This window comes from Cellulosimicrobium protaetiae (genome assembly GCF_009708005.2).
Classification (GTDB): domain Bacteria; phylum Actinomycetota; class Actinomycetes; order Actinomycetales; family Cellulomonadaceae; genus Cellulosimicrobium; species Cellulosimicrobium protaetiae.
This window is the reverse complement of sequence record NZ_CP052757.1, coordinates 1,832,250-1,852,318: the sequence shown is the minus strand read 5'-3', so window position 1 is coordinate 1,852,318 and position 20,069 is coordinate 1,832,250. Positions and strand designations below refer to the sequence as shown.

The window sequence follows — 20,069 nt, the reverse complement described above, 5'->3', positions numbered from 1 at the left end:
TCCCCCGGACCCACGGAAGGACAGCATGACCCCCGCACGCACCCGCACCACCCGCCGCCCCGTCCGCCGCACCGCGGCCGTCGCCGCGACCGCCGTCCTCGGCCTCGCCCTGACCGCCTGCGCGACCGACTCCGGCTCCGGCTCCGGTGGCGACTCCGACGTCCCCATGAACGGGGACGACGAGGCCGCCGTCTCGATCGGCATCCCCTCCGGCTGGGACGAGGGCATCGCCGTCTCCCACCTGTGGACCGCGATCCTCGAGGAGGAGGGCTACGACGTCTCCTCCCAGACCGCCGACGTCGGCGTCGTCTACACCGGCCTCGCCGGCGGCGACTTCGACGTCACGCTCGACGTCTGGCTGCCCTACACGCACGCCTCCTACGAGGAGGAGTACGGCGAGGAGGTCACCGACCTCGGGTACTGGTACGACGACGCCAAGCTCACCATCGCGGTGAACGAGGACTCGCCCGCGCAGTCCCTCGAGGACCTCGCCGGCATGTCGGGCGAGTACGGCGACAAGCTCGTCGGGATCGAGGCCGGCGCCGGCCTGACCAAGATCACCCAGGAGGAGGTCATCCCCACCTACGGGCTGGAGGGCATGGACTACTCGATCTCCTCGACCCCCGCGATGCTCGCCGAGCTCAAGGGCGCGACCGACGCCGGCGAGAACATCGCCGTCACCCTCTGGCGCCCGCACTGGGCGTACGACGAGTTCCCCGTCCGCGACCTCGAGGACCCCGAGGGCGCGCTCGGCGAGGCCGAGAAGATCCACATGTGGGGCTCGTCCGACTTCGAGGAGCGCTACCCGACGCTGACCAAGATGCTCGGCGCGTTCACGCTGGACGACGAGCAGCTGTTCTCGCTCGAGAACATGATGTTCAACTCCGACGAGTACGCCGACGAGGCCGAGGCCGTCCAGGCCTGGCTCGAGGCGAACCCGACGTTCGTCGACGACCTCAAGGAGTCCGCGGGCGTCTGACGCGACCGGCCCCCGAGCACGAAGGCCGGCTCCCCGTGCGGGAAGCCGGCCTTCGGCGCGTCGTCGTCACCGACGAGCACGTTCACAGCGGGCGCGCGTCGTCCTCCAGCAGCACCGGGATCCCGTCACGGACTGGGTACGCGAGCGGTCGGTCCGTGTCGGTGGAGTGCAGCTCGGGCTCGCCCGACGGCCCGGTACCGTCCACGAGCGGCGCGCCCGTCACGGGGCAGCGCAGCGCCTCGCGCACCCAGGGGTCGATCTGCAGGCTCATGCTCGCTCCTCGTCGTCGTCCGGGCACAGCGCCCGCACGAGTCTACGTGTCGCGGCACGAGCGACGGCAGGCGCGAGATCTCCCGCACCTGCCGTCGCCGAGAGCTCAGCAGCGCGACAGAGCCGCGACGCCGTCGCCCAGCGCCCCACGCCCACCCAGCAGGATGTAGGTGCCCACACCGAGCTCGCTGCCCTTGGTGAGAACGGCGCCTGGCACGCACGAGCTCGGGACGACCCAGAGCGGCACCGACACGGAGCCAGCGGCAGCGGCACCAGCGAGCGCGTCCGCGTACCCTGCGCCGGTGGCGAGGAACGCACCGTTCGCCCAGAGGTAGGCGTCCTGGTTCAAGGCGACAGACGTCTCGTAGCGGTTCTTCCCCGCGTACCTCGCGACGAAGCCGTCGATGTTCGGCTCGTCCGCCAGGTCGGCCTCGATGCCGGCGCTCACGGCACCGTTGCCACCGGCGATGCCGACGGCGTAGACGCCGAGCGTCTGGAGCAGCTGCTTGGTCGCCGCGTCGACGCTGCCCGCCTTGCCGTTGACCAAGATCACGGGCACACCTGCGCCGCCGGCCACCGCGCCGGCGGAGAGCGCGTCCGGGAAGTCGGTTCCGGTCGCGACGTAGGCCGCTTCGACAGCCACACCTCCTCCGAAAGCGCGCTGGCTCACGAGACGAGACGTCGCGTAGCGGTCCGCGCCCGAGTCACGACGGATCGACGGCGCGTACGCCGCGAGCTGGCTGTAGACCGCGTTCGAGACGGCTCCCGTTCCGCCGACGACCACGATCCGCTGGGGGGCGAGACGCTGCAGCTCGGCCGCGACCACTGCCGGGATGCCGTTGGGCTGGACGAGCAGGAGCGGTCCGCCCTGGACCGCCGCTGCGGGTGCAGCGCTCAGCGCATCGGCGAAGCCGGCACCGCTCGCGATGTAGACGACAGGGACGCCGGAGTCGAACATCCCGTACGACACACCCGCGGCGGTCTCGTACCGGTCCTTACCGGAGACTCGATCGGTCCCGGCAAGTGTGGCGGCCAGGGTCGCGGCCTGCTCCTCGAGCTCCGCGGCACGCTCGGGGGTGACCCGCGACGCGAGCACCTCGCGGAACGCCTGCGCCTCGCCGCCGAGACCGTCGATCCCGACGGTCGTGTCGGGCGTCGAGAGCGTGTGCGCCCCGGCGACGGTGCCCACGGCGCCGACGACGGTCAACGCCAGCGTGGAGGCGAGGAGTGCACGCGCGACGCGGCGCGCGCGGACGGGGGTGCGGCGGTCGAGGTCCGCGCCCCGCAGGGGTGTTGCCATTCTTGTTTCCTCTCAGCGGTTGTACAGGGTGCGCTGAGAGTAGCGGTGGTTCGGACGTTCCCCTAACGAGTCTCGCGCACGAGCGACAGCACGTCGTCGCGCACCTTCTCCATGATGTCCTCGTCGGCGGCCTCGACGTTGAGCCGCAGCAGCGGCTCGGTGTTCGAGGCGCGGAGGTTGAACCACCACTGCGGGTGGGAGTCCCAGTGCGAGACGGTCAGCCCGTCGAGCTCGTCGACCTCGACCGGGCCGCCGCCCTGCTGCGTCACGTACGCCTCGACGACGCGCGCCCGGGCCGCGGGCACGTCGGCCACGGTCGAGTTGATCTCGCCCGACGCGACGTACGGCTCGTACATCTCGCCCAGCGCCGACAGCGGGTGCGGCTGCGACCCGAGCGCGGCGAGCACGTGCATCGCGGCGAGCATCCCCGTGTCCGCGAAGAAGAAGTCGCGGAAGTAGTAGTGCGCGCTGTGCTCGCCGCCGAAGACGGCGTCGTGGTCGGCCATCTGCGCCTTGATGAACGAGTGCCCGACGCGCGTGCGCACCGTCCGCGCGCCCGCCGCCCCGAGGAAGTCGGGCACGGCACGCGACGTGATGAGGTTGTGGATCACCGTCGGCGTGCGGCCCGCCTCGACCTCCGTGGCGACCTCGCGCAGGCCGACGAGCGCCGTGATCGCCGACGGCGACACCGGGTCGCCGTGCTCGTCGACGACGAAGCAGCGGTCGGCGTCGCCGTCGAACGCCAGCCCGAGGTCGGCGTCGTGCTCCACGACGGCGGCCTGGAGGTCGAGCAGGTTCTTCGGGTCGAGCGGGTTCGCCTCGTGGTTCGGGAACGTGCCGTCGAGCTCGAAGAAGAGCGGCACGACGTCGAGCGGCAGCGCGGGCAGGCCGGCACCGGTGCCGAGGACGGCCGGCACGGTGTAGCCGCCCATGCCATTGCCGGCGTCGACGACGACCTTGAGCGGGCGGATCCCCGAGAGGTCCACCAGGCCACGCAGGAACGCCGCGTAGTCACCGAGCACGTCGCGGTCCGTGACCGTCCCCGGCTCGCCCGCGGCGCCCGGGAGCCCGTCGTCGAGGAACCCCTCCGCGAGCCGCCGGACCTCCGCGAGCCCCGAGTCCTGCCCCACGGGCCGGGCACCCGCGCGGCACAGCTTGATCCCGTTGTAGACGGCCGGGTTGTGGCTCGCCGTGAACATCGCACCAGGCACCCCGAGCACGCCCGACGCGTGGTAGAGGCCGTCCGTCGAGCACAGGCCGATCCGCACGACGTCGACACCCGCCGCGGTGAGCCCGGCGGCGAACGCGTCCACGAGGTCGGGCCCGGAGTCGCGCATGTCGTGCCCGACGACGACGCTCGCCCGGCCGGGCGCGTCACCGGCCGGAGCTGGCGCCTCGGGCAGGGCCACCGCACGGGCGAACGCGGCGCCGATGGCCTCCGCCACCTGGGGGTTCAGCTGGTCCGGGACGGTGCCGCGGACGTCGTACGCCTTGATGAGGTGGGAGAGGTCGGTCGTCACCGGCCCAGCCTATCGGCGCGCGTGCCGACCGCCGCCCCGGGACGGGAGAGGGCTACTGCCCGCTCGCCGCGTACCGGGCCTCCGTGCGCGCCTTCGTGGGGCGCCACCACGCCTCGTTGTCGCGGTACCAGTCGACCGTCCGCGCGACCCCCTCGCCGAACGAGGTGTAGCGCGGGACCCAGCCGAGCTCGGTGCGCAGGCGCGTGGCGTCGATCGCGTACCGCAGGTCGTGCCCGGCGCGGTCGGCGACGAGGTCGTAGTCGTCCCGGTCGCGTCCGAAGATCTCGAGCAGGTCCTGGACCACCGCGAGGTTGGACCGCTCGCCATCGGCTCCCACGAGATACGTCTCGCCGAGCACGCCTCGTTCGACGATCGCCCACACCGCGTCGTTGTGGTCGTCCACGTGGATCCAGTCCCGCACGTTCGCCCCCGCGCCGTAGACCTTGGGGCGGTGACCGTCGATCAGGTTCGTGATCTGTCGCGGGATGAACTTCTCCACGTGCTGGTACGGGCCGTAGTTGTTGGAGCAGTTGGAGATCGTCGCCCGGACGCCGAACGAGCGCACCCAGGCACGCACGAGCAGGTCGCTCGACGCCTTGGTCGACGAATAGGGCGACGACGGGTTGTACGGGGTGGCCTCGGTGAAGCGCGCCGGGTCGTCGAGCGCCAGGTCGCCGTAGACCTCGTCGGTCGAGACGTGGTGCAGGCGGACGTCGTGGCGGCGCACGGCCTCGAGGAGGGTGAACGTCCCGAGAACGTTGGTCCGCACGAACGGTGACGGGTCGGCGAGGGAGTTGTCGTTGTGCGACTCCGCGGCGAAGTGCACGACGAGGTCCGCCGCGCTCACGAGCCGGTCGACGAGGTCCGTGTCCGCCACGTCACCGACCTCGAGGTCGACGCGGTCGCGCACGGGGTCGAGCGAGCGCTCGTCGCCCGCGTACGTGAGGGCGTCGAGCACGACGACCTCGACGTCGGGCCGCGTCTCGACCGTGCGCCGCACGAAGTTCGCCCCGATGAACCCGGCACCGCCGGTCACGAGCACCCGCACCGACGACCTCCTCGACCCGTTCTCCTGCCGCCGCGAGTCTAGCGACGGACGGTGCGCGCACCGGCGCCCCGCACGGCATTTCACCCTCACCGGACACCGCACTCGTGAGAGCCTGCCGGGATGAAGGGGATCGTCCTGGCAGGTGGCGCGGGCACGCGTCTGCACCCGATCACGCTCGGGGTGAGCAAGCAGCTGCTGCCCGTCTACGACAAGCCGATGATCTACTACCCGCTCTCGACGCTCCTGCTCGCCGGGGTCCGCGACGTGCTGGTCATCACGACGCCGCACGACGCGGAGGCGTTCCACCGCCTGCTCGGGGACGGGTCGCGGCTCGGCGTCTCGATCTCGTACGCCGTGCAGGCCGAGCCGAACGGCCTCGCCCAGGCCTTCGTGCTCGGGGCCGACTTCCTCGACGGCGACTCGGCGGCGCTCGTCCTCGGCGACAACATCTTCTACGGGCCCGGGCTGGGCGACCGGCTCCAGCGCTTCGCCGGGATCGACGGCGGGGCCGTCTTCGCCTACCGCGTCGCCGACCCGACGGCGTACGGCGTGGTCGAGTTCGACGGGTCCGGGCGTGCGCTGAGCATCGAGGAGAAGCCGGCGCGGCCTCGGAGCAGCTATGCCGTCCCCGGCCTCTACTTCTACTCGGCGGACGTGGTCGACGTCGCGCGCTCGCTCCGGCCGTCGGCTCGCGGCGAGTACGAGATCACCGACGTCAACCTGCACTACCTGCGCGAGGGGCGGCTCCAGGTCGAGGTCCTGCCGCGCGGGACGGCGTGGCTCGACACCGGGACGGTCGACTCGCTGCTCGACGCGAGCGACTTCGTCCGCACGATCGAGAACCGGCAGGGGCTGAAGATCGGGGCACCGGAGGAGGTCGCGTGGCGACGCGGCTTCCTCTCGGACGACGAGCTCCGCGAGCGGGCGACCGCGCTCGCGCCGTCGCGCTACGGCACCTACCTGCTGTCGCTGCTCGACTCGTGAGCGCCCGGTCCCCCGAGACCGGCGAGCACGAGCGGCGCCGCCGCACGCCACCGGTCGTACCAGTCCCCGACGGGTTCGATCCCGAGCCCGCGCAGCGCGTCGTGCCCCAGGACGGACCACGCGGGGCGGGGCGCGGGGCGGGCGAAGGCAGCGCTCGACGTCTGCCGGACGCTCTCGGGGTCGAGCCCCGCGGTCGCGACCACCTCCCGCGCGAGCTCCCACCACGACGCCTGGCCCTGGGCCGTCCCGTGGTAGGCGCCGCCGGGCGCTCCCGCCCCGACGAGACGCACCACGAGGTCGGCGAGGTCCACGGTCCACGTCGGCTGACCGACCTGGTCGTCGACGACCTCGACCGCGCCACGCTCGCGCACGAGGCGCACGATCGTCCGGGGGAAGCACGTGCCGTGGGCGCCGTAGAGCCAGGCCGTGCGGACGACCAGGGCCTCGGGGTGCTGGGACAGCACCGCCCACTCCCCGGCCGCCTTGGAGCGCCCGTACGCCGAGCGCGGCGCGAGCCGGGTGTCCTCCGGGTAGGGCGTCCGACCGCCGTCGGGCACGACGCCGTCGAAGACGTAGTCCGTCGAGACGTGGACGAGGCGGGCACCGTGCTCCGCCGCGGCCCGCGCGACGTGCTGCGCACCGACCGCGTTCACGGCGAACGCCCCGGCCTCGTCCTCCTCCGCCGCGTCGACCGCGGTGTACGCGGCGGCGTTCACGACGACGTCCGCCCCGCGCACCGCCGCGTCGACCGCCGCGGCGTCCGTGACGTCCAGGCCCGTGCGGTCGAGCGCTCGGACGTCCTCGCCGCGGTCGCGCAGCAGCGCGACGAGGTCCGTGCCGAGCATCCCCCCGGCACCCGTGACCGTCCATCGCACCGCGACCACCTCCGCACGCACCCTATCGAGGAGCAGCATGAACGCCCGTGAGCTGACCGTCCCCGGGGCGTGGGAGCTCACGCCGCGCCAGCACGCCGACGAGCGCGGGGTGTTCCTCGAGTGGTTCAAGGCCCCGGCCCTGCGCGAGGCGACCGGTCGCGACCTCGACCTGGCGCAGGCGAACGCCTCGGTGTCCGCCGCGGGCGTGGTCCGCGGCGTGCACTACGCCGACGTCCCGCCCGGTCAGGCGAAGTACGTGACGTGCGTCGCAGGGTCCGTGCTCGACGTCGTCGTCGACCTGCGCGTCGGCTCCCCGACGTTCGGGCGCTGGGACGCCGTGACCCTCGACGCGCACGAGCGCCGCGCCGTCTTCCTCCCGGAAGGCATGGGGCACGCGTTCATGGCGCTCGAGGACGGGTCGACCGTCGTCTACCTGTGCTCGAGCGGCTACGCGCCCGAGCGTGAGCACGGCGTGGACCCGACCGACCCGGACCTGGCGATCGACTGGCCGACGACAGGGCCGCACGGGCGCGCGCTCGTCCCGTCGTTCTCCGCGAAGGACGCCGCCGCCCCGTCGCTCCGGGCCGCGCTCGAGGCCGGTGCGCTGCCGCGCGCCGAGGAGGTCGACGCGTTCGTGCGCACGCTCAGGGCCTGACGGGTCAGTCGCCCTCGGCGCGCAGCACGCGCAGGTGGCCGCGTCGTCCGACCTCGGTGACGTCCGGCGGCTCGGGCTCCGTCCGGACCTTGCCCGCCTCGCGCACCGCGTCCGCGAGCGCCGACAGGTCGTCGGCGCTCGGGCCGGTCTCGACGAACTGCGGCGACAGGCGCACGACCTCCCAGCCGCGCGGCGCGGTGAGCCGCTCGGCGTGCTCGGCGCACAGGTCGTAGCTGTGGGGCTCGGCGAGGTGCGCGAGCGGGCCGAGGACCGCCGTGGAGTCGGCGTAGACGTAGGTGAGGGTCGCGACGGCGGCACGGACGCACGCCGTGCGCGAGCACTGCCTGACGGATCTCACGCGCTGACCTTACGCCCTCCGGGCGTGTACTGGGACCGGCACACGCCGTCCGGGACCCCACGCCGCCGCAGGTGGGCGCGCTGCGGCGGGCGTCGGCGGGCTACAGTCGTCGTGTGCGTGGCAACTCTCCGTCCCCCGGCTCGCGGCCCGAGCCCGCCGGCAAGGGGCGCCGGGCCCGCGACCGCTGGTCACGGAGCGGTGCCGCCGCCCCTCCCCCGGTCTCGTTCGACGAGCTCGTCATCCCTCCCCGCGCACCGGGGCCGAGCGGCCAGGGCCCGGTGCCGCGACGTCGGGACCGCCGTGGTCGCGGGATCCGCGGGCCGCTCCTGCCGCCCACCGCACCGGCGAGCCGGACGCGGGCGGAGAAGTTCGACGACGTCGTCGTCGACGTGGTGGAACGTGTCGAGCACTCGTGGGCGAAGCAGCTGCGCGGGACGGAGTTCGCGGTCGAGGACGTCCCGCCGTCCGACCCCGCACCGTGGGAGGACGGTGGCGTGCCGCTCGGCCGGTGCTTCCCCGCGGAGTCGGGCCAGCCCGCGCGGATCGTCGTCTACCGGCGCCCGGTCGAGGCACGCGCGTTCGACGCCGAGGACCTCGAGGACCTCGTGCGGGACGTGCTCGTCGAGCAGGTCGCGCACCTGCTCGCGCGGACCCCGGAGGAGATCGACCCCCGGTACACCGGCGACCGCTGAGGGACGACAGTCAGTCCCCGAGGCCCGCGGTGTCCGTGGCGCGGACCGCGACCGCGCCGGGCGCGGGCGCGTCGGTGACGGGCAGCAGCACGGACACCAGGCTCGGCGTCTCGTCGCCGTCGTCGCCGCTCGGCGGACCGGCGCTCGCCGTGACCGACCAGACCGGGTCCAGGTCCCCGCGCGGACCGACGACGTCGACCGTCACGGCGGCGACCACGGCCTCCGATCCCTGGTCGCGCAGCGTGGACGGGTCGAGCGTCTGCGCCGTGCCGGCGGCGAGCGTCACGGTCGTCGACCCGATCTCGGCGCCGTCCTCGTCGTAGGCGCGGACGCGGAGCTCGAGGCGGCCGGCCGGGTCGTCGCCACCGTCCGCCACAACCGTCGTCGGGACCGCCGCGAGCGTGAGCTCCGACGTCGTCCCGGGGACGAGCGCGACCTGGCCGGCCCGCGCGGCGTCCTCGTCGCCGGGCGCGCCGACCCCGTCCGGGTCGCCGGCGGGTGCAGGTGCCACCGCCCGCGCGGCGATCCAGGCGCGGTCGTACTGGCGCTCCTCGTGCAGCAGGTCGGGGTCCGGCTCGCCGCGCCGGTCGACCGACGCCCCCGCGACGACGGGGACGTCCGCGTGCACGGCCACGGCGTACGACCCCTCCGGAAGGCCGCCGAGCGAGACGTCCGTGACGACCCCGGGCGTGAGGGCGACGTCCTCCACGCCGCGCAGCGGCACCGCGCCGTCCTCGCCGTAGACGGTGACGCGCGCGGTCCCTCCCGTCTCGCCCGGGGCGAGGAGGCGGAGCTGGGGCGCGTGCGGGTCGTCGACCGCCTCGCCGACGCTCGTGACGCCGGCGAGCGCCAGGTCCTGGGCGGGCTCGGCCCCGGGGACGACGAGGTCGACGCCGAGCGGGACGAGCCCGTCGAGGGTCGAGTGCTGCAGGTAGGCGGACACGAGCCCGCCCGACGCCGTCACGTGCACCACGAGGCGCCGCTGCTCCGGTGCCGCCGCCTCGACGAGCGTCACGACCTCCTCGCCCGGTCCGACGAGGTGTCGGCCGCCGCCGGAGAGCACGGCCTCGCCCCCCTGCCCCCACACGTCGACCTGGACGACGGCGGGCGTGAGCCCGGGGTTCTGCAGGACGAGCTGAGCGCTGCTGCCGATCTGGGTGCTCCCGCCGACGAGCCACTGGCTGATGCCGGGGCGCGAGCAGCTCGCGGCGGCGAGGCCGCGCAGGTCCCCGGCGGTCGTGACGGACCCGATCGACGCCGCGACGCGCGGCGCGTCGTCGGCGCCCGGACGGACCGTGAGCACGGCCCCCTCGGCCGGGTCCTCGACGGTGGCCACCGTGGCGTCGGCGCCCTGCGACCGCTCGAGCTCCTGCGCCCCGTCCCGCGTGGCCGTGCCGTCGAACGCGCCGAGCTCCGCGGACCCGTCACCCTCGACGACGGCGCGCAGGGCGCTCGTCGTGCCGACCGGGGCGGGGCCGAACTGCGCGTCGCCGACCGTCTCGGGGTCGGTGAGGCGTGCGGGGCCGGGGCAGACCGTGAGCTCCTGGGCCGGCTCCACCGTCACCTGCTGCACCGGGTCGGCGGGGGCGGGCGCGGCCGGGAGGAACGTCGCCCCCGTCGCGCCGAGCGCCGCCACGGCCCCCACCGTGAGCACGCCCACGAGTCCCGCGCCGGTCGTCGTGACCCGGCGCAGCACCGCGCGCGCCCGCCCGGGCGGCGCCCCGCGCGACCCGCCCTCGTGAGCTGTCTCGTCCGTCGGCACCGCGTCTACCTCACTCCCGCCCGCCGGCGCCGGACCGGCACCGCGAGCAGCACGTACACGAGCAGGGTCACCCCTGCCACCGTCATCCACCCCGACCGGTGGTCCGCCGCGTGGAACACCTCGAGGTGTCCCGCGTCGGGACCGAGGTCGAACGCCTGCAGCCCCCCGGTGGTCCCCGGGTCCACCGCCTGCAGGGGCCGGCCGTCGAGCGTCGCGCGCCATCCGGACGACGCGGCCTCCGCGAGCACGACCACGCGGTCCCGGGGCCCGTCGCCCACGGTCGTGTCCACGGGTCGCAGGGCCTCGCGGTCCGCGGCGAGCGGCTCGCTCCCGGGGCCGGACACCACGCGCGCCCAGGACGGTTCGCCGCCCTCGGGTGCGACGCGCCACACGAGCCCCGCCTGGCCCTCGGTCATCCGCTCCAGCCCGGGCACCATGTCGAGCCGCGCCACGAGCTCGGCGCGGGCCTGGTCCGTCTCCCCCGCGGCGGGCAGGAGGACGGCGCCGACGCCGAGGCGCCCGAGGCCGTCCGTCACGTCCGCCGAGGTGCCCGACACGAGCTCGGCGACCAGGCGCGGCAGGTCGCCCTCGGTCGCGCCGGGGTCCGCGGTCTGCCACGCGTGCACGACGACCGACGAGTCGACCGCCTGCGGTCCGTCCGAGCGCAGCGCGGCGTACTCGACCACCCCGCCGGGGCCGAGCTCGAGGCTGAGGACACGGGCCTGGTTCGGGGACGACTGCATCTGGCGGCCCACGGGTGGGACCACGGGTGCCGTCGTCGCGCGGACCGCGCCCACGCGTGCGTCGTCCCGCTGCAGCACCCCGGCCGTCCACGAGGCCGCGCTCCCGAGCGGGAGCAGCGTCATCACCAGGCCCAGCGCGACGACCGCGCCGGTCTGCCAGGCGGGAGCGCCGCCGTCGGGCAGCCGAGGGGCGCCGGCGAGCGCGGCGCCGAGGAGCGCGAGCAGCGCGAGCGAGACCCCGGCGCCGGGCCAGCCCGTCACCGGGTCGTCCGGCGACGCCCCGGCCGCGACGACCGTCGAGCCGGCGAGGACCGCGGTGGCCAGCCCGAGCGCCGCGACGAACCACGCGCCGACGGCGAGGCGGCGCCCGCGCAGCACCGCCACGAGGGCGAGCCCGACGACCACGGCTCCGGCCACGAAGGGAGCCCACCGGGCGAGCAGGTCCAGCGTCCCGCCGCCCTCGATCCCGAACCAGGGGTCCGGCGAGGTCGGCAGCCCGAGGAGCTGCTGCCACGGGTCCGCGGCCGTGGCCGCGGCCGGCGCCCCCGGGTCGGCGAGCAGCAGCCGCCACCCGCCGTCGGTGGCCGTCCGGGCCACGTGCACGAGGAACGGCGCGAAGAGCACGACGGCAGGCACGGGGACGAGCGCCAGGTAGCGGCGGTGGGACCGCACGCCGAGCGCGACGACCAGGAGCACGAGGACGCCGACCGGGAGGAGGACGGGCGAACCGGCGACGACGACCGCGAACAGGAGCCCGGCCGTGGCGGCCGCGGCGAGCGATCCCGGCTCGGGCCGCGCTCCCCGCCGGACGCCGTCGGCGGTGGGCGGGGCGACCACGTCGACGCGCTGCAGGCCGAGCGCGCGGACCACGGCGAGCGCGAGCCACGGCAGGGTCGCGTGCACGAGCACCGCCCCGACGCGTCCGCCCCCCACGGCCGTGAGGAGCGCGGGAGCCGCGACCCAGACCACGACCGCCCAGGCGCGTGCGGGCACGGAGCGCACGACCGCGCCGGCCGCGAACCAGGCCCCGGCACCGGCCACCACGAAGCACGCCGGCACCAGGAGGTTCACCGCACTCTGCGTCGCGCCCCCGGCGAGGAGCGACGCCGGCACGAGGGCCGTGACGTAGGGGTCGGCCGGGGCGGGTGCGCCGAGCCCGGTCGTGACCCAGCCCGTCGTCGCGGCGCGCCAGACGTCGCCGAGCGTGCCCGTCGCAGGCAGGAGAGACCCGCCGACGAGGCGCCCGCCGGCGAGCAACGACCCGACCAGCGGGCCGAACACGACGGCGGAGTACGCGACGAGCGCCACGACCGCGCCGGCGAGGCCGGCCCGGCGACGTACGGCGAGGGCGCGCAGCTCGCGTCGCTCGATGTCCGTGGGTGCCCACGCGGTGCGGCGGCGCTCCGCGCGGGCCAGGCGGCGGTCCCGGCGCTCCGCGAGCACCTCGCGCCACGTCCCGCGCAGGGCGCGCAGGGCGCGGCGCGGGAGCCGCCGCGTCCGCCGGGCCCGGCGGCGGGCGCGCGCCACGGGTCCCACCCGGACGAGCGCCCACAGGGGCGCGACGAGCTCGTCGCGCGCGTGCCCCGGCTGCTTGACGAGCAGGCGGTACGCGGCATGGAACGGCGCGCCGAGGACCATCGCGAGCGCGACGAACGGCAGCCACGGCGCGGCGACCCCCACCAGCCGGGCGTGGAGCTGCGCCCGGCGACGCGCCACGTACGAGGAGTCGGGGTCCGGGGCCGGGACCGTCGCGCTCCCGCGGCGGCGCTCCCGCAGACCCAGCAGCGACGCCTGCGCGTGCCGCACCACCGCGGAGGGGACGACGATCACGCGATGGCCGGCGAGGCGGGCGCGCCGGCACAGGTCGAGACCGTCCCCGAACGGCCCGTACTCGGGGTCCGTCCCGCCGAGCTCCTGCCACACGGTGCGGCGCACGAGCGCGCCCGCGAGCCCGACCGCGAGGACGTCGTCGCGGGCGTCGTGCTGGCCCTGGTCGATCTCGTCCTCGTCGATGCCCGTCATGCGGCGGCCGAGCGGCGTCGTGGTGACCCCCACCTCGACGAGCCGGCTCGCGGACCCGGGCTCGAACGGCGGGGCGGGCTCGGTCCCCGTGCCCACCGTCCAGCGCTCCTGCTTCGGGCCCGCGACCGCGACCGCGGCGGAGTGCTCGACCGCGCGCAGGAGCTCGGCGAGCGCGTCGGGGGCCGGTGCCGAGTCGTCGTGGAGGAGCCAGAGCCACGTGCCCGGATCGACGTGCGCGAGCGCCACGTCGACCGCGTCGCCGAACGAGCGCGCGCGGGGGGCGGCCACGAACCGCGCGTCCCCGAGCTGGAGCCCGTCGTGCTCGCCGCCGACGTCGCCCGTCGCCGCGTCGACCACGACGACGTCGCGCGGGCTCGTCGTCTGCCGGCGCAGCGCGGCCAGCGTGTGGGCGAGGAACGGCGTGCTCCCGCGCGTCACGACGACCGCGGTGACGGTCGTGACCACCGGCAGCGCCCCCGTGACGGCAGCGACGATCTCGGGTGCCGCGACGAGGCCCGGCACCGCGGCGGCACGCGCGGCCGCCCCGGGGGTGACGTCGCCGGGGCGTGCGCTGCGCGCGGGCGTGGTGAGGTCGGAGGAAGTCATGTCCCGTCGATCATGCGACGGACACGGCCCCCAGCGCGGTATTTGCGCGCCCCGGTGTGGCGGGGCGTCGTCACCCCGTCACAGGACGGCCCGACGGCGCGAGCGCGCCCGGCCGGTCGGCGTGCCGTCGCGTCAGACGACGCGGCGCTTGAGCTTGCGACGCTCCCGCTCGGAGAGACCGCCCCAGATGCCGAAGCGCTCGTCGTTCTCGAGCGCGTACTCGAGGCACTCCGCACGGACCTCGCAGCCGGTGCAGACCTTCTTCGCCTCGCGCGTGGACCCGCCCTTCTCCGGGAAGAAGGCCTCCGGGTCGGTCTGGGCGCACAGCGCCCGCTCCTGCCATCCCATGAGCGAGTCGTCGACCGGCTCGCCGAAGAGCGGCAGCACCGGTGCCACGCGCTCCACCTCTCGTTCAGCGTCGGAGGGGAAGACCCCTCCCGTCCCGTCCAGCATGTTCCACATCGTGCGCCCCTTCATGCCGTTCGCCGGGCCTCGTGGCGAGAACCCCGCCGGAAACTGCATTGAAGAAATTACACGCGTGTCGTCCGCGGGCGTCAAGCCGAAATGTGATAGCGACGAGGAGGCGAGGGGTGAAATTCCGACATGTCGGGAGCCGCTATCAGCGTTCTAGGGTGGTGTCCATGGTGACAGCTCCCCCTCCCCCCGGCCCTCGCTCGGACCGCCCCGCGCACGTCGCTGACCTGCTCCGACTCCTCACGCGCGAGCCCGGCCGCCCCCGCCTCACGTGGTACGGCGACGACGGCGAGCGCGTCGAGCTCTCGGGCGCAGTGCTCGAGAACTGGGTCAACAAGACGACCAACCTTCTCGTCGAGGAATTCGACGCCGGCCCCGGTGCACGAGTCGTTCTCGACCTTCCGGTGCATTGGCGCACGATCGTCTGGGCGCTGGCCGCATGGCGCGTCGGAGCGACGGTCGTCCTCGTGGCCGCCGAGGAAGACCGTACGACGGACGAGGGCACCACGCGACCGGACGTCGTCGTGACGACGCGCCCGGGCAGCTGGCACGGCACCCGTGCCGAGCTGGTCGCCGTCTCCCTGCCCGCGCTCGCGCGGCGGTTCGACGGCGACCTCCCCGCCGGGGCGATCGACGCCGCGTCCGCCGTCATGACCTACGGGGACCAGGTCGGCTGGGTGCCCGTCGTCGATCTGCGGTCGACCGCGGTGGAGACGGTGTCGGGGTCGCTCCTGCGCCACGACGAGCTGGTCCGCCCCAGCCGCGGCGGTGGGCGCGTCCTTCTCGAGTCCCCGGACCCGGGAGCACCCGTCGAGCGCGCGAGCGACGTGCTCGTGGCAGCCGTCGGGACGTGGTGCGCCGAAGGGTCCGTGGTGCTCGTGTCCGCCGCCGCAGGCGACGCGCTCGTCGCCTCGCCCGACCGGGCGAGGCGACTCGTCGACGGCGAGGGGGTCACCGACCTGCCGGAGCGCTTCCGGGCCGGCGACACCGCGTGACCGCCGGCGGACGCCGGCTCAGGCGCCCTGCGTCACCTGGCGAGCGACATGGTCCGCGATCTCCAGAGCGCACGTCGCCGCCGGCGACGGGGCGTTGAGCACGTGCACCTGGTTCTGCGCCCGCTGGATCAGGAAGTCGTCGACCATCGTCCCGTCGCGGCGCAGTGCCTGCGCCCGCACGCCCGCGGGCGACGGGGTGATGTCGTCGACGCCGATGTCCGGGACCAGGCGTGCCAGCGAGCGAGCGAAGACGCGTCGTGAGGCGGACCGCACGACCTCACCGACACCTGTCGTGCCGAACCGGCCGGCAAGGCGCCACAGCCCGGGCCACGCCAGCGCGCTCGCCGTCTCGCGCACGTTCACGTCGCGCCAACGGTAGCCCTCGCGGGCGAACGCGAAGACGGCGTTCGGGCCGGCGTGCACCGAACCGTTGATCATCTTCGTCAGGTGGACGCCCAGGAACGGCAGTGCCGGGTCCGGGACCGGGTAGATGAGCCCCCTGACCAGATCCTCCCGACCTGGGACGAGCTCGAAGTACTCGCCGCGGAACGGGACGATCCTCGCCTCGGGAACCAGGCCCGAACGCTGGGCGACCACGTCCGACTGGAGACCAGCACAGTTCACGAGCCAGTCGGCGGAGATCCTCCCCTGCGACGTCAGCACGTCGACGCCGTCGGTCGTGGAGCGTGCCCTCTCGAACCGCGCGCCCAGGAGGACCTGGCCCCCGGCTTCGGTGACGTCCTCGGCGAGCGCCACGCAGACGCCCGGGTAGTCGATGATGCCCGTCGAGTCGACCCGCAGCGCCTCGACGGCCGCGACGTGGGGCTCGTGCTCGCGCGCCTCGGCGGCAGAGACCAGACGGCTCGGCACGCCGTTCTGCTGGGCCCGCTCCGCGAGGGCCCGGAGCGCGGGCACCTCGGACTCGCGGGTCGCGACGACGAGCTTGCCGCAGATCTCGTGGGCGATCCCCCGGTCCTCGGCGTACGCCGTCATCGACCGGACGCCCGCTCTGCTCATGAGCGCCTTGTGGCTCCCGGGCTTGTAGTACAGGCCGGAGTGGATCACCCCGGAGTTCCGGCCCGTCTGGTGCGAGGCGAGACGCTCCTCCTTCTCGAGGACCGTCACGTCGTGTCCCTGCTGCGCCAGCGCACGGGCTGACGCGAGCCCGACGATCCCGCTTCCGACCACTACGACGTGCGGCACGTCCGGCACCTCTCTCCGTCTCGACGCACCGGCCGCCCGGCCGGTGCCGACGCAGAGTCTACGTCCCGAGGGCGACGGTACCTGCGGGTTCGGAGGCTCAGCCGGTGACCACCCCGCCGGAGAGGACCAAGGTCCCGCCCTCGAACCGCTGGGTGGTCGTCGACCCGGAGACCTGCGGATCTGACACGGGAAGGCCCAGGTAGCCGCGCTCGGCGTTCCGGGCGCGCCACGCGTCCTTGAAGGCTTGCGGCACGAGCCGGGCGCCGGTGCCGGAGCTCCACACGATCAGCGAGCCGGTCGAGAAGGAGCTGTAGCCCCCCGCGCGGGTCCTGAAGTTCACCGGTTCTGCGTCTGGGAGCCCGACCGTGGCGGCCGCACCCGCCTGGCGCCACTTGTCACGGATCGTCGTCCAGACCGAGTGCGCTCCGGTCGCCTCGCTCCAGACGACGGTCACCCCCTTCTCGAAGTCGGTCTGGACCCCACGTCCGTCGTTCGTGCGGGCCTGGCTCGTGGTGGGGTAGCCCAGCCCACCCGTCGCTCCGCCCCTGCTCCACCAGTAGCTCCTGGTCGGGCCGGCGATCGTCCTCGCCCCCGTCGTCGGCGTCCACACGATCGACCCCGACTTCTCGAACTCGAGGAAGAGCCCTCTCCCGTCACCGACCGCGCCCTGGGACCGCGTCGGATAGCCGAGCGACCCGGTGGCCCCGCCGGTGCGCCACCACTCGCTGCGCAGCGCGCCGGAGAGCCAGCGCGACCCTGTCGTCGGGCTGTAGATCACCGACCCTGCACCCCGGAACTCCTGGGCTCGTCCCCGCCCGTCCCCCACCGCGAACTCGAACGTCGTCGGGAACCCTGCCGCACCGAGACCACCGCCCGCGATCCAGCCCGGCCGGATGCGCGGCGAGATCTGGTGGACGCCCACCGACGGCTGGTAGGTCACCGTGTAGCCGGCGGAGAAGTACGCGGCGGATCCCCCGGAGACGTCGGTCTCGACCTGGTGCACCGCGCCCCACGCGCCGCCGAACCCCCCGAGCCGGTTCCAGTTGCTCCAGATCTGTGTACGCGCGGACGCGGTGAGCTCGGTCACCCGGTTCCTCAGCCACGGCAGGATGGAGTACCCCGCGTTCCCCGGGCACGACGTGTACGCCACGTCCCGGTGCGCAAGGATCCGGTAGATCTGGACCACCTGCCCCGGGGAGAACTTGGAGGTCGAGTGGCCAGGTGTCGTGTAGCGCTCGATCTCCCACGCACCGAAGTGGTAGGAGCCCCCGAGCTTCCACGCGATGATGCGCGCCACGGACTCGCGCATCGCCGCCGACGGGGCCACCGAGGAGTAGTCCCCCATCATGGACACGCCGAAGGTCCCCGTGTTGAACCCGCCGGCGTGCGCGGCGGTCACCGGGAGCGAGAGAGCACCCGCACGTCCCTCGAAGATCTGCCCGTACTGGTCGACGAGCACGTTGTACCCGATGTCTCCCCACCCGCGCGAGACGGCATGGTAGGCGTAGATGCCGCGGACGATCCCCGGGGACTGTGCCGGGGTGTAGGTGTTCGAGCCGGCCGTGTGGTGGAGCACCGCGGCGAGCGTCGAGTTCGCGTACTGGGGGGTCCAGGTCATCAGCGCGGGATCGGCGCCCCACTGCGCCCGCGTGATCACCGCCGGCATGGCGGGAGCGGGTGCGAACGCGAGAGTCGACGGCGCCGGCGAACCGACGCTGCTCCCCCGGCCGCCCGAAGCCACCCCGGCGCTGGGAGCCTGCGCCGCGAGATCCCGGTCGACCGACGTCACCGCCGTGCTGATCGCCGCGACGGAGAGCTCCTCGGCCACCGATGAGCCGTCCCGCCACGCGCGCACCTCCACGGAGGCGCTGCCCCCGGTCCACCACGGGTCGGTCCCCCCGCTGTCCCCGTCAGGGTCCTGCTCGCCCTCGAGCACCGTCCAGTCGCTCCACCGCCCGGCGGTCGACTGCGAGCGCACCTCGACCCGATCGGGGCCCGGCCCCGTCCAGGTGACACCGACGAGGTCGGCTCCGGCGACGTCGACCTGCCGGGCGTCCACGGTGTCGAGAAGGGGCTCGTCGTCCAGCGCCGCCGCGGCGCCGAGGTCCGTGGGGACGTCCCCGGCAGCCTCCTGCGGGACGACCGCCTCGCTCTCGAGCGGGATCTCGGCGATGTCGGTGTCGGGGCTCTGGGCGGGAACGTCGGGATGCGCGAGACCGTCTGCGGACACCACCGGCGTCGCCGTCGGGGCCGCCGCCGGCGTCGGGGCGGGAGGCGAACCTGCCGCTGCAGGGGCGACCCCGACGGCCGCGGTCAGGACCAGCGCCGCCACGGCCGTGTGAACGACCCCTCGGTTCCGTCGAACACCTGACATCGTCGTACCCCCTCCTCGCGCGGGGGGCCCGACCTCCTCGACCGGCCCCCGGCCAGTGTAGGAGGAACTCTCAGTCGATGCCCGGGTCACCGTGGTAGTGGCCGAGCCTGCGCTTCGCCCAGACGGCGAGCAGGGCCGCGCCGCCGGCCGTCGCGAGGTCGGCGACGGTGAAGAGGAGACGTGAGACGGTGGCGTAGGCCACCGCGGCGGGGACGCCGACGAACGGCGAGAGCGCAGCGACGATCACCACTTCCCTGACCCCCGCCCCGGACGGCAGCACGAAGGCGACGAGCCCGGCGAGCATGGCGATCGCCATCGCCCCTGCGCACAAGAGCCAGGCGCGGAACCCGAGGTCCGCAGCGCCGGAGCGGGCGAGGAGCCACAGGTGGGCGCCGTTGCTCAGGTACGACGCGAGCGCCCAGGCGAGGGAGGTCAGCACGGTGCGGTAGGAGACCGGGTGGTCGGGCCGCGGACGACGAAGCACCTTGAACCCGAACCGTGCCGCTGCCGTGAGGATCCGCGGGTGGAGGCACACGAGCGCGACGGGCAGCGCGAGGTAGAACCAGTACAGCCAGGAAAGGTCAGGACGGTCCTCGACGATCTCCGGAACCGCGAGAGCACCCGCCAGCAGCGCCGCGACGATGGCCACCGCGATCGAGAAGACGGTGGCGGCGAACACGCGTGCCCGCGCCAGGCCGGCCTTGCGCCCCAGCTCGAGCTGCAGGACGTACGCCCACACCGACCCGGGAAGGTACTTGCCGAGCTGACCGACGAGGAAGACCTGCGCGCCACGACCCGCGCCGATCGGCTTGCCCAGGTCGTCGACGAGCACCTGCCAGCTCATGGTCGCGCAACCGATCCCGACCACGACCGCCACCAGCGACAGCGCGAGGGTCCACGGCGAGATCTCGGCGAGACGGGGGGCGACCTCGTCCCAGTTGGTCCAGAGATAGGCCAGTGCCGCGACGACGACGACCGCCAGGAGCAGGTAGCGCGCGATGTTGAGAAGCAGCTCGCGGCGCCCCTTCGCGGGGGCACCCGGGGTGGGCGGCGTCTCGTCCGACTCGACGGGCGTTCCCGTCACGGCGTGCGCTGACTCGTCGCTCACGCGGCTCTCCCTCCGGTCCAGGGCTGCGGGCCTCTCCGGGGGCAGGTCGCCCCTCCGAGCAGCCGGCGGCTCCCGAGCGCGACGAACGACGACGGCGTGGC

At 74.5% G+C, this 20,069-nt stretch carries 17 protein-coding genes; 5 read left to right on the top strand and 12 right to left on the bottom strand.

Features of this window, described 5'->3' with window-relative positions; genetic code table 11:
• Nucleotides 1–25: 25 nt before the first annotated feature.
• Entirely contained in the window at nt 26–979 is a 954-nt protein-coding gene (locus FIC82_RS07835) for a glycine betaine ABC transporter substrate-binding protein (RefSeq protein ID WP_154798175.1), read from the top strand.
• Nucleotides 980–1,061: 82 nt separating this feature from the next.
• Here the strand turns inward: FIC82_RS07835 and FIC82_RS07830 are convergent, their stop codons facing one another.
• The 4 genes from FIC82_RS07830 to rfbB all read right to left on the bottom strand — a co-directional run bounded on the left by FIC82_RS07830 (nt 1,062) and on the right by rfbB (nt 5,117).
• Nucleotides 1,062–1,250 carry a Trm112 family protein gene (locus FIC82_RS07830; RefSeq protein ID WP_154798174.1) on the bottom strand — a complete coding sequence of 63 codons (189 nt, stop codon included), beginning with the start codon at nt 1,248–1,250 and terminating at the stop codon, nt 1,062–1,064.
• Between the two features lie 105 nt (nt 1,251–1,355).
• Nucleotides 1,356–2,549 carry a cell wall-binding repeat-containing protein gene (locus tag FIC82_RS07825; protein WP_154798173.1) on the bottom strand — a complete coding sequence of 398 codons (1,194 nt, stop codon included), beginning with the start codon at nt 2,547–2,549 and terminating at the stop codon, nt 1,356–1,358.
• A 62-nt stretch (nt 2,550–2,611) separates the two neighbouring features.
• Nucleotides 2,612–4,069 (bottom strand): phosphomannomutase/phosphoglucomutase, encoded by a 1,458-nt coding sequence (locus FIC82_RS07820; protein ID WP_168731615.1) that lies wholly within the window; start codon nt 4,067–4,069, stop codon nt 2,612–2,614.
• Between the two features lie 52 nt (nt 4,070–4,121).
• Nucleotides 4,122–5,117 carry a dTDP-glucose 4,6-dehydratase gene (gene rfbB / locus FIC82_RS07815; protein WP_168731614.1) on the bottom strand — a complete coding sequence of 332 codons (996 nt, stop codon included), beginning with the start codon at nt 5,115–5,117 and terminating at the stop codon, nt 4,122–4,124.
• 120 nt (nt 5,118–5,237) lie between these two features.
• Between rfbB and rfbA the strand changes: the two genes are divergently transcribed.
• The gene (gene rfbA, locus FIC82_RS07810; RefSeq protein WP_154798172.1) at nt 5,238–6,101 is read left to right on the top strand and encodes a glucose-1-phosphate thymidylyltransferase RfbA; all 864 of its coding nucleotides are present in this window, start codon (nt 5,238–5,240) and stop codon (nt 6,099–6,101) included.
• On the opposite strand, the gene rfbD is transcribed toward rfbA, so the two are convergent.
• The gene (rfbD, locus tag FIC82_RS07805) at nt 6,074–6,976 is read right to left on the bottom strand and encodes a dTDP-4-dehydrorhamnose reductase (protein WP_168731613.1); all 903 of its coding nucleotides are present in this window, start codon (nt 6,974–6,976) and stop codon (nt 6,074–6,076) included. The two genes, rfbA and rfbD, sit on opposite strands and share 28 nt — an antisense overlap.
• Before the next feature lie 37 nt (nt 6,977–7,013).
• Here rfbD and FIC82_RS07800 point away from each other — a divergent pair, with 37 nt between their 5' ends.
• Nucleotides 7,014–7,631, top strand: a complete 618-nt coding sequence (locus tag FIC82_RS07800; RefSeq protein WP_154798170.1) for a dTDP-4-dehydrorhamnose 3,5-epimerase family protein — start codon at nt 7,014–7,016, stop codon at nt 7,629–7,631.
• Between the two features lie 4 nt (nt 7,632–7,635).
• Here the strand turns inward: FIC82_RS07800 and FIC82_RS07795 are convergent, their stop codons facing one another.
• The gene (locus FIC82_RS07795; RefSeq protein ID WP_168731612.1) at nt 7,636–7,989 is read right to left on the bottom strand and encodes a DUF3499 domain-containing protein; all 354 of its coding nucleotides are present in this window, start codon (nt 7,987–7,989) and stop codon (nt 7,636–7,638) included.
• 113 nt (nt 7,990–8,102) lie between these two features.
• On the opposite strand from FIC82_RS07795, the gene FIC82_RS21300 reads away from it, so the two are divergent.
• On the top strand, nt 8,103–8,681 hold the full coding sequence (locus FIC82_RS21300) for a metallopeptidase family protein (RefSeq protein WP_336240403.1): 579 nt from the start codon (nt 8,103–8,105) through the stop codon (nt 8,679–8,681).
• Between the two features lie 10 nt (nt 8,682–8,691).
• Here the strand turns inward: FIC82_RS21300 and FIC82_RS07785 are convergent, their stop codons facing one another.
• From FIC82_RS07785 to FIC82_RS07775, 3 genes are all read right to left on the bottom strand, one after another.
• On the bottom strand, nt 8,692–10,443 hold the full coding sequence (locus tag FIC82_RS07785) for a DUF5719 family protein (protein WP_154798169.1): 1,752 nt from the start codon (nt 10,441–10,443) through the stop codon (nt 8,692–8,694).
• A gap of 5 nt (nt 10,444–10,448) precedes the next feature.
• Nucleotides 10,449–13,814, bottom strand: a complete 3,366-nt coding sequence (locus FIC82_RS07780) for a glycosyltransferase family 2 protein (protein ID WP_154798168.1) — start codon at nt 13,812–13,814, stop codon at nt 10,449–10,451.
• Nucleotides 13,815–13,946: 132 nt separating this feature from the next.
• Nucleotides 13,947–14,276 carry a WhiB family transcriptional regulator gene (locus FIC82_RS07775; protein WP_082141085.1) on the bottom strand — a complete coding sequence of 110 codons (330 nt, stop codon included), beginning with the start codon at nt 14,274–14,276 and terminating at the stop codon, nt 13,947–13,949.
• A 179-nt stretch (nt 14,277–14,455) separates the two neighbouring features.
• Between FIC82_RS07775 and FIC82_RS07770 the strand changes: the two genes are divergently transcribed.
• On the top strand, nt 14,456–15,283 hold the full coding sequence (locus tag FIC82_RS07770; protein ID WP_154798167.1) for a TIGR03089 family protein: 828 nt from the start codon (nt 14,456–14,458) through the stop codon (nt 15,281–15,283).
• An 18-nt stretch (nt 15,284–15,301) separates the two neighbouring features.
• Here FIC82_RS07770 and lhgO read toward each other — a convergent pair whose 3' ends face one another.
• The 3 genes from lhgO to FIC82_RS07755 form a co-directional block, all read right to left on the bottom strand.
• On the bottom strand, nt 15,302–16,666 hold the full coding sequence (gene lhgO, locus FIC82_RS07765) for an L-2-hydroxyglutarate oxidase (RefSeq protein WP_336240498.1): 1,365 nt from the start codon (nt 16,664–16,666) through the stop codon (nt 15,302–15,304).
• Nucleotides 16,584–18,719 carry an N-acetylmuramoyl-L-alanine amidase gene (locus tag FIC82_RS07760; RefSeq protein ID WP_154798166.1) on the bottom strand — a complete coding sequence of 712 codons (2,136 nt, stop codon included), beginning with the start codon at nt 18,717–18,719 and terminating at the stop codon, nt 16,584–16,586. The genes lhgO and FIC82_RS07760 overlap by 83 nt, the downstream gene beginning before the upstream one ends.
• A 211-nt stretch (nt 18,720–18,930) precedes the next feature.
• Complete coding sequence (locus tag FIC82_RS07755; RefSeq protein ID WP_253691592.1) at nt 18,931–19,968, bottom strand: lysylphosphatidylglycerol synthase transmembrane domain-containing protein; 1,038 nt, start codon at nt 19,966–19,968, stop codon at nt 18,931–18,933.
• Between the last annotated feature and the right edge of the window lie 101 nt (nt 19,969–20,069).